A 13,159-nucleotide genomic window follows, 5' to 3' on the forward strand; every position below is an offset into this window, starting at 1 on the left:
TACGGCCCGGGGTCTCCACGCTCAAGGAGATTCGATGAGAAGAGGTCTCGGATGCGGCTGACACGGTCGTTCCGGCGACTGAGCCCGGCGGAACGGCGGGTCTGGGACGCCTACCCGACCGGCGCCTGGGTGGACCTGCGCACCGGGGACAGGGTCTCCGACGACCCGGTGAACGGTCCGGAGTGGGGGCCGGAACGGACGGTCCGGGCGGAGGTCATCGCGGCGCTGCTCCTGGGCGCGCGTGAGCCCGAGCCCGGTAAGACCGCAGGACTGAGGCTGGCGGGCGCCCACGTGGCGGGGGAGCTGAACCTGTCCGACGCCGTCCTCACCGGCAAGCTCCACATGCTCAACTGCCACCTCCCCGAGGTCGTCTCCCTCACCGACACCACCACGGCCGGTGTGCGGTTCCGGGGCTGCGAGATGGAGCGGGTCCGGGCGGCCAGGTGCACCGTCAACGGCCTGCTGGAGTTCGACGGCTCCACGGTCCGCAGCGGGATCCGGCTGGACAACGCGCACGTGACGGGTCAGTTCCGGCTCTCCAGGGCGCAACTGTACGCACCCGGTGAACAGGCCAGGGCGAGCGAGAGCTGGATGGAGGACGCCCGGCAGCCCTTCACCGCGGCGGAGATGCGGGAGCGGGGTCTCGGCCAGGGCCAGTGGGCGGTGTGGGCGGGCGGGCTGACCGTGGACGGCGGGGCGTTCCTGCGGGACATGCACGTCACCGGCGGGCTCAGGCTGATCGGGGCGAAGTTCCACGGCGGGATCTACCTGCAGAGGTCGGTCATCACGGCGACCGGCTCGCACGCCGTACAGGCCGACTTCATGGAGGCCAGCACCGCGGAGTTCAGCGCGGGGTTCACCGCGACGGGCACGATCCGGATGCGTGGCGCGCGCGTCAACGGCGTGCTCTCCTTCAGCGAGGCCACGCTGGAGGCTCCCGGCCGGATGCTCCACCTGAGCCACGCGCAGGTGGAGGAGCTGATCTGGCTGCCGACCTCCGTCAAGGGAGGGGTGAACCTCGGTTACTCCCGGATCGGCGTCCTGTTCGACGGCCCGGCGGCCTATCCGGGCGAGGTCCGCCTCAACGGGCTGGTCTACGAGGCGCTGCGCGCCCAGTGGACCGTGGCGGAGCGGCTGTCGTGGGTGGATCGCGACCGGGACGGCTACCGGCCCCAGCCGTATGAGCAGCTCGCCGCCTGGTTCCGCCGGATCGGGCATGAGCCGGACGCCCGCCGGGTGCTGCTGGCCAAGCAGCGCCGGCGCCGCGGCACCCTCAGACCCACCGGCAAGGCCTGGGGCCGGCTGCTCGACCTGGTCGTCGGCTACGGCTACCGCCCCTGGCTGGCCGGGCTCTGGGCGGCGGTGCTGCTGACCGTGGGGACCGCCGTCTTCACCTTCCTGCCCCCGACGCAGATCGACCCGGGCGAGGTGCGGAGCTTCCAGCCCTTCGTCTACACGCTGGACCTGCTCGTCCCGGTGAGCGTCTTCGAGCAACGGGGGGCGTGGGAGCCGGTCGGCTGGACCCAGGGACTGGCCTGGGCCCTGGTCGCCTCCGGCTGGATCCTGGCCACCGCCCTGATCGCGGGAGCCGCCCGGGTGCTGCGCCCCAGCGCGAGCGCCTAGATGATTGAGTCCAAGGGCTTCGGTCACAGTTAGTGGTCGTAGGCGATCAGGGATCGCTTGATCGGTTGTCCAGTCTTGTCGTTGTGCCAGATTGCGGCGGTCAGTGCCAGGATCCGTGTCAGTACGCGGATGATGACGCCAGCAGGAGTACGGGCACCGTGTCGTTCCAGGTCGAGCTGGCCCTTGAAGGTCTGGTTGATCGACTCGATGGTCTGCCGCAACGGCTTGAACAAGCGTGCTCCGGCCCGCTCGGGCTCACCCTTGCGGGCTGGGCGCAGCAGCCTCAGGTCACGCTCGGTGAGGGCCTGCTCGAAGGCGCGGCCGTAGTAGTTCTTGTCCGCGATGATCGTCTGACCGGGACGGGCGGCCACCATCTCGGGTGCCGAATCCAGCATCCCGAGCAGGGTCTCGCGCTCGTCGGCCTTGGCGCCGGTGAGCGCGAACGCCATCGGCAGCCCGCCCAGGGTGCACAACAGGTGCAGCCGCAATCCCCAGAAGTACCGCGAGTGGGACGCGCAGTAGCCGTACTGCGCCCACCCGGCCAGATCGCTGCGCTTGGCCGTCTCCCGGGATCGGCCGCACTCCACCGGCGTGGAGTCGACCAGCCACACGTCGTCGCTCCACAGCGAGGTGTCGGCGGCCAGCATCCTGATCATGTGCAGGACCAGGCCGGACGCTTTGCGTAGCCGCTTTCCGTACCCGGACTGCCCGGGCAGGTAAGGAAACATGTCCCTCAGTTCGGTGTGGGCATAGCGCACCCAGCGCCGCTCGGAGGTGAAGCCCAGCAGAGCCGACATCACCGCCAGTGTCACGAGTTCGGCGTCGCTGAGGGCGGGTGCGATCCCCGTTTTCGGCCGCCATGGCAGCAGGTCCGGCGATGCCTTCACCGCGTCGTCGATCTTGACATAGAGTGCGGTTGCGAGGGTGTTCAGTTCTGTCGTCACAAACGGATCTTGAACGCCCTCGCCCTATTTTCGCAGGCGATCCCTTGGACTCAATCGTCTAGGGCTCCCCCGGTCCGAACCGGGACAGCCGCTCGCTCTCCTGCACCACCCGGAAACGGGGCAGCGACTCGGAGTGCCCGGGGATCCGTTCCATAGTCAGAATGCCTCGTCGAAAGACACATTCCCCTCAACGGCTACCTGATAGGCAGAAACCCGTCGTTCGAAGAAATTGGCCAACTCCTGCACATCCTGCAACTCCATGAACGCGAACGGGTTGGCGGTGCCGTAGCGGACGGGGAACCGGAGCCGGGTCAGGCGCTGGTCGGCCACGTATTCCAGGTACTGCCGCATCTGGTCCACGCCCATCCCGGACAGGCCGTCGCCGCACAGGTCGGCCGCGAAGGCGAGTTCCGCGTCCACCGCCTCCTCGATCATCTGGGTGACCTGCGCGCCGAGCGCGTCGTCGAACAGGTCCGGTTCCTCGGCCCGTACGGTGTCCACCACCTCGAAGGCGAACTCCATGTGCATGGACTCGTCACGGAAGACCCAGTTCGTCCCGGTGGCCAGGCCGCCCAGCAGCCCCTTGGAGCGGAACCAGTAGACGTAGGCGAAGGCGCCGTAGAAGAACAGCCCCTCGATGCACGCGGCGAAGCAGATCAGGTTGAGCAGGAACGCCCGCCGGTCGTCCCGCGACTCCAGCCGGTCCAGCCCGCCGAGCGAGTCGATCCACCGGAAGCAGAACTCGGCCTTGTCCCGGATCGAGGGGATGTGCTCGACGGCGGCGAAGGCCTTGACCCGCTCGTCGTGGTCGGGCAGGTAGGTGTCCAGCAGCGTCAGGTAGAACTGGACGTGCACCGCCTCCTCGAAGAGCTGCCTGCTGAGATACAGCCGCGCCTCGGGGGCGTTGAGGTGCTGGTAGAGGTTCAGAACCAGGTTGTTGGCCACGATCGAGTCGCCGGTCGCGAAGAACGCGACGAGGCGGTTGATCAGATGACGCTCCTGAGGCGTCATCCTGGCCAGGTCCGCCAGGTCGGAGGTGAGGTCCACCTCCTCGACGGTCCAGGTGTTGCGGATCGCGGCCCGGTAGCGCTCGTAGAACTCCGGGTAGCGCATGGGCCGCAGCGTGAGGTCCATGCCAGGGTCGAGCAACATCAGAGAGAGCCTTTCGAAGGAGTGCCTACTGGCAGGCGTCGCAGTACTCGGGGTTCTCCAGGGAGCACGCGACGGCCTCCGGATCGAGCACGGCGACGGGCGTGGCCTGGGCCACCGTGGTCTGCGCGATCCGGGTCGCCGGGCGTGAGCGCAGGTAGTAGGTCGTCTTGAGCCCGGACTTCCACGCGTAGGCGTACATCGAGGACAGCTTGCCGATGGTCGGCGTGGCCATGAAGAGGTTCAGCGACTGCGACTGGTCGATGTACGGCGTGCGTGCCGCGGCCAGGTCGATCAGCGCCTTCTGCGGCAGCTCCCAGGCGGTCCGGTAGAGCGCCTTGAGATCCTCCGGCACGCCGGGGACGTCCTGGATCGAGCCGTCCGCCCGCTTGATCGCGTCCCGGATCTGCGGGGTCCACAGGGCCCGGGCCGAAAGGTCACGGACCAGGTAGCGGTTGACCTGGAGGAACTCCCCCGACAGGGTCTCGCGCTTGAAGATGTTGGAGACCTGGGGCTCGATGCACTCGTAGCAGCCCGCGATGGAGGCGATGGTGGCGGTGGGCGCGATCGCGATCATCAGCGAGTTGCGCAGGCCGGTCTCGGCGATCCTCTCCCTGAGCCGCTCCCACTCCGGCGACCGCCCGGCCCCGTAGTGGTCGGGGTGGAGCACGCCGCCGGCGGCCCGCGTCTCGTCGTAGGAGGGATGACGGCCCCGCTCGACGGCCAGGTCGGCGGACGTGGCATAGGCCGCCAGCGCGATCTCCTCGGAGATCCGGGTGGACAGCTCCAGCGCCCGCGGCGAGTCGAACGGCAGGCGCAGCGAGAAGAACACGTCGGCCAGGCCCATGACGCCCAGGCCGATCGGCCGCCACTTCCTGTTGGCGGTCTCGGCCTCGGGGGTCGGGTAGAAGCCCAGGTCGATGGTCCGGTCCAGGAACCGCACGGCGGTTCGGACGGTCCGGCGCAGCCGCGCCCAGTCGACGTCCTGGCCGTCCAGGTGGGCTGCGAGGTTGATCGAGCCGAGATTGCAGACGGCCGTCTCCGCGTCGCCGGTCACCTCGAGGATCTCGGTGCAGAGGTTGGACAGGTGGATGACGTTCTCGGGGCGGGCCGTCTGGTTGGAGGTCCGGTTGGCCGCGTCCTTGAAGGTCATCCAGCCGTTGCCGGTCTGGGCGAGGGTGCGCATCATCCGGCCGTACAGCGACCGGGCCGGGACCTGCCTGACGTAGCGGCCCTCGGCCTCGGCGGCCCGGTAGGCCTCCTCGAACGCGGCGCCGTACAGGTCGGTGAGCTGGGGGACCTCCTTGGGGTCGAACAGCGACCACACACCGTCTGCCTCCACCCGGCGCATGAACTCGTCGGGGACCCAGTTGGCCAGGTTCAGGTTGTGCGTGCGGCGGGCCTCCTCGCCGGTGTTGTCGCGCAGTTCGAGGAACTCCTCGATGTCGGCGTGCCAGGACTCCAGGTAGACGCAGGCCGCGCCCTTGCGGCGGCCGCCCTGGTTGACCGCGGCGACGCTCGCGTCCAGCGTGCGCAGCCACGGCACGATGCCGTTGGAGTGGCCGTTGGTGCCCTGGATCAACGAGCCCCGCGAACGTATCCGGGTCCAGGCGATGCCGATGCCCCCGGCGTACTTCGACAGCCGCGCGACCTGCCCGTAGCGCTCGTAGATCGCCTCCAGCTCGTCGCGGGGCGAGTCGAGCAGGAAGCAGGAGGACAGTTGGGGCCTGCGCGAGCCGGAGTTGAACAGGGTGGGTGAACTCGGCAGGTAGGACAGGGTGGCCATGAGCGCGTACAGCTCGGCGGCTTCCTCGACCGACTCGGACAGGCCGCAGGCCACCCGCAGGAAGAAGTGCTGCGGACGCTCCAGGACCCTGCGGGTCCGCGGGTGGCGCAGCAGGTAGCGGTCGTAGACCGTGCGCAGCCCGAAGTACTCGAACCGGCCGTCGGCGTCCGGTGCCACCAGCGCGTCCAGCGCCTCGGCGTGGGCGGCCACGAAGGCGGCCAGACCGTCCTGGACGAGTCCCGCCGCGTGCGTGGCGGCGATCGACTCGGAGAAGGTCCGCACGCCGTGCTCGGCCGCCTCGTCGGCGATCAGCTCCGTCAGCAGCCCGGCGGCGATCCTGGAGTTCTCCGGATCGGTGATCACCCGGGCGGCGGCCTCCTCGATGGCCAACCGGCGGGCAGCCGGGTCGTTACCGGTCTTCCCGGCGGCGCCGGCCAAAGTCTGTGTCACGTGCTACCCCTCGCGCGCTCGAATTCCCCGTAGGGCTCCGCCGAAAAAGCGCACGCGTCACAGAGCGGTTCCGGGCACGCAGAACCGCCTCATTCCGCGAGCCCTCCCTCGAGGCCCTGGACAGTTTCCATGATCGAGTTCGCCTCGTCCCGCACACGTCGGTGCGCGGCTCGGCGCTCTCTCCCATATGTCACCGGCAGGTCTTCGGACTCACGGGCGCCTGACAGATGCCTACTGACCGTCGCTTCCCAGGCATGGCGTGCCCAGTGCTCCGTGACGGCGGTCGTTCCCGTTCACCGCTGCGGGGCAGTCCCGGATTCCCACCGGGTTCCCTCTTGCCTCGCCCTCGGGAGAGGGCGAACCAGCAACGAGCAGGATCCTACATGTAGGGGCGTCGGACGCAACTGCCCCAACAGCTTGTGGAGAAAGTGCTCAACAGGCCGAGTTCGTTGAGCACCTCGCGGGTACGGCCCGTCTCCGTGACGAGCCACTGGCGGAAGTCGTCTCCGCTCAGGTAGACCCGGTTCCAGCCGTTGGCCACGCAGACGGCCCGCCAGCGGGAGGAGGCGTCGACGCGGTCACACAGAGCGACGGCCGCGTCCCTGTCCTCGGCGCTCATGCCCCGGGGCCCGAGGACGCCGCACCAGTCGGTGTACTCCAGGCGGATGTCCAGCTCCATCAACGTCGGCGCGTCGATCCCGTCGATCCGCTCGGCGGAGGAGACCACCAGCGGCCGCAGGCGGCCCGCCGCGATCTCGGGCACGAAGGATCGGGCGGAGCCCAGCAGGGCGGCCACCCGGCCCTCGTGGAGCGCCTGTGCCGCCTCGATCCCGTTGGAGTAGCCGGCGTAGTCCAGCAGCCGGGTGTCCACCCCCAGGCACTTGCCGATCATGCCGTAGAGCACGTGGTCGGAGCCGCCCTCCATCCGGCCTCCCACCGTCAGCCCGGCGGGGTCGCGGCGGAGCGCCGCGGCGAAGTCCTCGAAGGCGCGCAGGTGTGAGCCGTCCGGGACGACCAGAGCCGCCCAGTCGCCGACGAGGCGGGCCAGGGGGGTGGTGGACTCCGCCACCGAGGCGGCGTTGGCGATCTCCGCTCCCGCCACCATGGGCATCCCGGTGAGGAGCAGCCTGCCCTCGCGCATGAACGGGCCCCGGGCGGCGGGGAACGCGCCCAGGGCGGCGGCGCCCAGGCCGCCCGGGTAGTTGCTCACCTCGACCGTCCGTGCCATCTGATCGCCGGTCAGGACCATGGCCAGCGCGCGGGCGGCCCGGTCCCAGCCCTGCCCGCGCGCGGCGGGCGCGACCACGGTGAGCCGGCCCGCCGTGGGCATGCGGGAGCCGGGCCCGCAGCCGCCGGCGGCCATGACTCCCAGGGCGAGCACGAGGAAGCGCCTGCGGTGCATAAGCGCCCCCTCCCCACACCCCTCCAATACCCCAGGCTATCGACACATCACTTTCTGTCACAAATTAGGGGTCTTATGGCCCTTGGGGGGATCGGCGGGGTCGAGACTCACTCCACCGTGACGCTCTTGGCCAGGTTGCGAGGCTTGTCCACGTCCCGCTCCAGTGCCACGGCGGCGTGGTAGGCCAGGAGCTGGAGCGGGATCGACAGCAGGATCGGGTCCAGCTCGATCTCGTTCCTCGGCACCACGACGCAGTCGTCGGCCAGCTTGGGGTCGGCCGTACGGTGGCCGACCATGAGCACCCGCCCCCCGCGCGCGCGGATCTCGCCCAGCGTGGTGAGGTTCTTGTCCAGCAGTTCGTCGTCGGGGACGATCGCGACGGTCGGCATCTCCGGGCCGATCAGCGCCAGCGGCCCGTGCTTGAGCTCACTGGCCGGATATGCCTCGGCGTGCACGTAGGAGATCTCCTTGAGCTTCTGCGCGCCCTCACGGGCCACCGGGTAACCCCGGACCCGGCCGACGAACATCATGCTCGGCGCGTCGGCGTACTTGTGCGCGAGCTCCTTGATCTGCGGCTCCAGCGCCAGGATCTCCTTGATCTGGCCGGGCAGCCTGCGCAGGCCCTCGCAGATGCGGCGGCCGTCGGCCGGGGACAGGTCGCGCACCCGCCCCAGGTGGAGCGCGAGCAGCGCGAAGGCCACCGCGGTCGAGGTGAACGCCTTCGTGCTCGCCACCGAGACCTCGGGGCCGGCGTGCAGGTAGACGCCGCCGTCGCACTCGCGGGCTATGGCGCTGCCGACGGTGTTGACGATGCCGAGCACCCGGCCGCCCTTGCGCTTGAGCTCCTGGACCGCCGCCAGCGTGTCGTAGGTCTCCCCCGACTGGCTGATCGCCACGTAGAGGGTGTCGGGCTCCACCACCGGGCTGCGGTAGCGGAACTCGCTGGCCGGCTCGGCGTCGGCCGGGATCCGCGCCAGCTCCTCGATCAGCTGGGCGCCGATCTGGCCCGAGTAGTAGGCCGAGCCACAACCGATGATCTTCACACGGCGGAACGACCGCGTCTCGCGCGCGTCCATGTTGAGCCCGCCCAGATGGGCGATGTGGAAGCGGTCGTCCAACCGCCCGCGCAATGTCCTGGCCACGGTCTCCGGCTGCTCGGAGATCTCCTTGAGCAGGTAGTGCTCGTAGCCGCCGGTGTCGTAGTGCCCGGCCTCCCAGTCGACGGTCAGCGGCTCCTTGGCCGTCTCGCGCGCGTCGCTGGCGAAGGTGGTGAAGCCGTCCGCCTTCAGCACCGCGAGCTCGCCGTCCTCCAGATGGACCACCTGACGGGTGTAGCGGACCAGGGCGGCGACGTCGGAGGCGGCGAACATCTCCTTCTCGCCGATGCCCAGCACGATCGGGCTGCCGTTGCGGGCCACCACCACCTCGCCGGGCCGCTGGGCGTCGAGCACCGCGATGCCGTACGTGCCGACGACCCGCTTGAGCGCCATCCGGACCGCCTCCTCCAGCGAGTCGGTCTCCTCGACGGTACGGGCGATCAGGTGCGACAGCACCTCGGTGTCGGTCTCGGACGCGAAGACCGCGCCGTCGGCCTCCAGCTTGGCGCGCAGCTCGTCGGCGTTCTCGATGATCCCGTTGTGCACCACCGCGACACGCTCGTCGGTGGACAGGTGGGGGTGGGCGTTGACGTCGCTGGGCGCCCCGTGGGTGGCCCAGCGGGTGTGCCCGATGCCCAGGCCGCCCTTGAACCGCGCCGGTACGACCGCCGCCAGGTCGGCCACCCGGCCTTTGACCTTGCGCAACTTCAGGCCCTTGTTGGAGACCACCACACCGGCCGAGTCGTAGCCCCGGTACTCAAGGCGCTGCAGGCCCTCCAACAGGATGGGCGCCGCGTCCTTGGGCCCCACATAAGCCACGATTCCGCACATCTAATTGCTCCTTGCCGTAGACGACTTGCCGGTGAACAACGACCTGCCCGTAAACGCTTCACCCATAGACGATCCGGCGCAGCTGGCGCACGGAGAGTTCGGGCGCCGCGACGCGGCGGGCCCGGATCTCGACGGCGATCCGGGGGAAGATCTCGTCGTTGACCAGCCCCTTGGACTTGAGCTCGGCGTGACGCCGCCGGACGAACTCCTCGACGGGCTCGGAGAAGTACGCCAGCACGTCCGCCACCACCCGCGCCGCCTCCCCCGGACCGAGTGCGCTCGTCCGGGTCAGGTGGGTAACGAGATCCTCATGCGGATGCCATGCCGTGGACACAGAGCAGGACCATACGCAGCATTGACGGCCTTCACCAAGTTTTCTGCCCGATTTCGGGCAAGCTTTGCCCCAGCCGACCCCAACCCCGTCCAATCATGAGACATTCGGTAATCCGATCCACCCTCTGCGTAGTCATCCGGCCAGGAGGAACCACCATGCGCCGTCTGCCGGGGATCGCCGTCGCCGCCACCCTCGCCGCGCTGACCCCACCCGTCACGGGGGGACCGGTGCCGGCGGGCGGGCAGACGGCCCGGACTCACGGTATGCCGGAGAGCAGGCAGGCGGCCTTCGCACGGGCCGCCCGGACCTATGGCGTGCCGGAGAGCGTGCTGCTCGCGGTCTCCTACATGGAGTCCCGATGGGACGTCAACGACGGCCTGCCCAGCGTCTCCGCGGGCTACGGCCCCATGCACCTGGTCGACGGCCGGCTCGGCCCGGAGCACCACCGTCGCGACGCGGAGGACCCGCGTGGCGACGAGCGCCGGCCGCACCCGCCCGTCGACCCCGACACCACCGCGCCCCCACCCCGGGACACCCTGCACCGGGCGGCGGAGCTGACCGGGATCACTCCCGGCCGGCTGCGCCGGGATCCGGTGGCCAACATCGAGGGCGGCGCGGCGCTCCTCGCCGACCAGCAGCGGCGCCTCGGCGAGCCGCCCGACGCCGACCCCGTGCGGTGGTACGGCGCGGTGGCCCGCTATCCCGGCACGACGGACCCCGGGGCGAGCGCCGGAGCGGCGAGCTCCTTCGCCGACGAGGTCTACGCGACGATCCGCACCGGAGCCGCGCGCGTCACCGACGACGGCGCGCGGGTGGTCCTGCCGGCGGCTCCCGGCCTCTCCCCGCCGCGGCTGCCCACCTCGGCCGGACAGCGCCGCGCGTCCGCGGCCGCGCCCGCACCCGACTGCCCACCCGCCCTCTCCTGCGAGTGGATGCCGGCCGCCTACCAGCGGCTCAAGCAGGGCGGCTACGGCAACCACGACCGCTACGACGGCCCCCGCCCGATCGACTACATCGTCATCCACGACGGGGAGACCAGCTACGACGCCATGACCCGGCTGGCCGCCGATCCCACCTACCTGAGCTGGCACTTCACCCTGCGCTCCAGCGACGGCCACATCGCCCAGCACCTACGGTGCAGCGACATCGGGTGGCACGCCGGAAACTGGTACGTCAACAGCCGCTCCATCGGCCTGGAGCACGAGGGCTACCTGGCCAGGGGCGGGGCCTGGTACACCGAGGCGATGTACCGGTCCTCGGCCAGACTGGTCGCCTATCTCGCCCGCAAGTACAAGGTCCCCCTGGACCGGGCGCACATCATCGGTCATGACAACGTCCCGGGCACCACCCCGGCCACCGTGCGCGACATGCACTCGGATCCCGGCCCCTACTGGGACTGGAGCCACTACTTCGAACTGCTCGGCAGCCCCCTGACCCGCTCCTCCGACCCCACCGCGCGCTCGGTGATGATCAAGCCGGACTACGCCCTCAACCAGGCGCGCTTCACCGGCTGCGCCAAGTCCGGCGCGTGCCCCGCGCGGAGCACGTCCTCGGTCTGGCTGCACGACCGCCCCTCGGAGGCGGCCCCGCTGGTCAAGGACATCGGCAAGCACCCGACGGGCGACTCCACCTACAGCGTCTACGACCAGGCGGCCCTCGCCTCCACCGGCCAGCGCTACGCCCTCGCCGGACGCAAGGGAGACTGGACGGCCATCTGGTACCTCGGGCGGAAGGCGTGGTTCCACGATCCGGCGGCCAACCGCACGTCCGTGCCCGCGACCGGCCCCCTGGTGACGCCCCGGCACGGCCTCACCTCCGTCAAGGTGTACGGCAGGGCCTACCCCGACGCGTCGGCCTACCCCCGGGGCGTCCCAGCGCAGGAGCTGACCCCTCTGCAGTACACGCTCCCGGCCGGGCAGTTCTACAGCCTCGGCATGACGAGCCCCGCCACCTACCTCCGGGCGGGCGCCTTCGACCCGTCACACCACCGGATCATCAGGGGGGACACCCCCTATCGGCAGATCCAGTTCGGTCACCGGATCATGTTCGTCCGGGCCGCCGACGTCCGGGTGGTCCCCGACAACGACCGCCGTCAGGTCGCCGGCATGCGCGCATCCGCGCTCCGGAGGCGCTAGAGTCTTCACGTGCCCCGGACGATTTTCCGGGAAACACGCGGAAGTGGCTCAGTGGTAGAGCATCACCTTGCCAAGGTGAGGGTCGCGGGTTCGAATCCCGTCTTCCGCTCCGGCGGATCCTCCGGGATCTGGCTGGTGGAGTGGCCGAGAGGCGAGGCAACGGCCTGCAAAGCCGTGTACACGGGTTCAAATCCCGTCTCCACCTCAGTGCACGGACATCGGAGCCTTCAGGATCCGGTAAAGTAGCGCAGGTGCCGCCAAGGGGAGACCCGGGGCGGACACGCGGAAGTGGCTCAGTGGTAGAGCATCACCTTGCCAAGGTGAGGGTCGCGGGTTCGAATCCCGTCTTCCGCTCTGGTTCACCCGAGGACGATTAGCTCAGCGGGAGAGCGCTTCCCTGACACGGAAGAGGTCACAGGTTCAATCCCTGTATCGTCCACCATCAAAGATCCCCAGGTCATCGACCTGGGGATCTTTTCCTGTCGGCACGGTTGCCCCTCCCCGGCGCGTGAACGTCTTTCCCGGCTCCCCGCGGATCATTACGATCATCCTTTTCCTACGCGGCAGATCGCCATTAAGAGGCAACATAGAGGGACGCACAACGCGAAATCGGATAATCGCTGTGCTTTTCCGACCGCGGTGAAAGGGGCCGACCTGTGCAGCGCGTGGTAGTCGATCCGGTCGGAGCCACGGCCCTCAACGGAACGTCGGCGGCATTGGTACTGGTCACGCTCGGCCTCTACACCCTGATCCTCACGTGTGTCCACGCCGCCAGGAAACCCCTGCCGCCCGACTCCGTCGAGCGGGTCGTCTACCGGAACGCGCAACGGTTCGCGGGGGGCTACCTGATCCTGGAGGACTTCGACTACGGCTCCAGGGAGCTGCTCGGCCGGGTCCAGCACGCCATCGACCGCATCTTCGGCTCCCGGGTCAACGCCATGGGCATGCTCGACAGCGTGCGCAACGCGGTGATGCTGCCCGCCGAGGAGTGGGAGATCGCCCGGCTGCTGACCAAGCTGTCGGCGCTGCGGGCCAGACACCACAACCTCGCCCGCGGCGGGAGGACGCCGGAGGTGGCGGCCGCGATGGCGCCCCTGGAGCGGGCGCTGGCCGCCAGCGAGGCCGCCGTCGTCGCCCGGGTGGAGGCCCTGGAGCGGTACGCGCGTCACGTGGCGGACGCCGATCGTGCCCTCGGCGCCCAAGGGCAGATCGACGCGCTCCTCGCCCATCTGCCGGAGTACGAGCAACTCGTCGCCGAGACGGGTGCCGCCCGGTTCTCGGCGCCGGAGATCGGCCACCTGAGCGAGGACGCCGCCCAGCTCCAGCGGGCGCTCCGCGACAGCGCCCGCTCCGCCCACGAGGCCTTCCGCTACCTGGACAGGCCCTCCCTCGGCTGAGTGTCCGGCGT

9 protein-coding genes, 4 tRNA genes and 1 riboswitch are annotated in these 13,159 nt (G+C 69.8%); of the genes, 7 read left to right on the plus strand and 6 right to left on the minus strand.

Annotation, left to right across the window (positions count from 1 at the left end; translation table 11 throughout):
- Window positions 1-51: 51 nt before the first annotated feature.
- Window positions 52-1,623, plus strand: a complete 1,572-nt coding sequence (locus FHR32_RS33455) for a pentapeptide repeat-containing protein (protein ID WP_184758488.1) — start codon at window positions 52-54, stop codon at window positions 1,621-1,623.
- Between the two features lie 29 nt (window positions 1,624-1,652).
- Here the strand turns inward: FHR32_RS33455 and FHR32_RS33460 are convergent, their stop codons facing one another.
- The 6 genes from FHR32_RS33460 to FHR32_RS33485 all read right to left on the minus strand — a co-directional run bounded on the left by FHR32_RS33460 (window position 1,653) and on the right by FHR32_RS33485 (window position 9,616).
- Window positions 1,653-2,567, minus strand: a complete 915-nt coding sequence (locus tag FHR32_RS33460; protein ID WP_184752293.1) for an IS982 family transposase — start codon at window positions 2,565-2,567, stop codon at window positions 1,653-1,655.
- Between the two features lie 156 nt (window positions 2,568-2,723).
- Window positions 2,724-3,719, minus strand: coding sequence for a ribonucleotide-diphosphate reductase subunit beta (locus FHR32_RS33465; protein WP_184758489.1), 996 nt, complete (start codon window positions 3,717-3,719; stop codon window positions 2,724-2,726).
- Window positions 3,720-3,744: 25 nt separating this feature from the next.
- Window positions 3,745-5,952: a ribonucleoside-diphosphate reductase subunit alpha gene (locus FHR32_RS33470; RefSeq protein WP_184758490.1), complete on the minus strand. Its 2,208-nt coding sequence runs from the start codon at window positions 5,950-5,952 to the stop codon at window positions 3,745-3,747.
- 178 nt (window positions 5,953-6,130) lie between these two features.
- A riboswitch (cobalamin riboswitch) is annotated at window positions 6,131-6,333 on the minus strand.
- Window positions 6,332-7,354 (minus strand): Bug family tripartite tricarboxylate transporter substrate binding protein, encoded by a 1,023-nt coding sequence (locus FHR32_RS33475; protein WP_184758491.1) that lies wholly within the window; start codon window positions 7,352-7,354, stop codon window positions 6,332-6,334. Its footprint overlaps the riboswitch before it by 2 nt.
- Before the next feature lie 107 nt (window positions 7,355-7,461).
- Window positions 7,462-9,282 (minus strand): glutamine--fructose-6-phosphate transaminase (isomerizing), encoded by a 1,821-nt coding sequence (gene glmS / locus FHR32_RS33480; RefSeq protein ID WP_184758492.1) that lies wholly within the window; start codon window positions 9,280-9,282, stop codon window positions 7,462-7,464.
- 58 nt (window positions 9,283-9,340) lie between these two features.
- Entirely contained in the window at window positions 9,341-9,616 is a 276-nt protein-coding gene (locus FHR32_RS33485) for a hypothetical protein (protein ID WP_184758493.1), read from the minus strand.
- A gap of 155 nt (window positions 9,617-9,771) precedes the next feature.
- Between FHR32_RS33485 and FHR32_RS33490 the strand changes: the two genes are divergently transcribed.
- The 6 genes from FHR32_RS33490 to FHR32_RS33515 all read left to right on the plus strand — a co-directional run bounded on the left by FHR32_RS33490 (window position 9,772) and on the right by FHR32_RS33515 (window position 13,148).
- Window positions 9,772-11,751 (plus strand): N-acetylmuramoyl-L-alanine amidase, encoded by a 1,980-nt coding sequence (locus FHR32_RS33490; protein ID WP_184758494.1) that lies wholly within the window; start codon window positions 9,772-9,774, stop codon window positions 11,749-11,751.
- A gap of 37 nt (window positions 11,752-11,788) precedes the next feature.
- Window positions 11,789-11,860, plus strand: a tRNA-Gly gene (locus FHR32_RS33495).
- A gap of 25 nt (window positions 11,861-11,885) precedes the next feature.
- Window positions 11,886-11,956 (plus strand) — tRNA-Cys (locus FHR32_RS33500).
- A 77-nt stretch (window positions 11,957-12,033) separates the two neighbouring features.
- Window positions 12,034-12,105: transfer RNA gene (locus tag FHR32_RS33505), tRNA-Gly, on the plus strand.
- Window positions 12,106-12,118: 13 nt separating this feature from the next.
- Window positions 12,119-12,193: transfer RNA gene (locus FHR32_RS33510), tRNA-Val, on the plus strand.
- A gap of 214 nt (window positions 12,194-12,407) precedes the next feature.
- On the plus strand, window positions 12,408-13,148 hold the full coding sequence (locus tag FHR32_RS33515; protein WP_184758495.1) for a hypothetical protein: 741 nt from the start codon (window positions 12,408-12,410) through the stop codon (window positions 13,146-13,148).
- Window positions 13,149-13,159: the final 11 nt, after the last annotated feature.

Source organism: Streptosporangium album, from assembly GCF_014203795.1.
Classification (GTDB): Bacteria; Actinomycetota; Actinomycetes; order Streptosporangiales; family Streptosporangiaceae; genus Streptosporangium; species Streptosporangium album.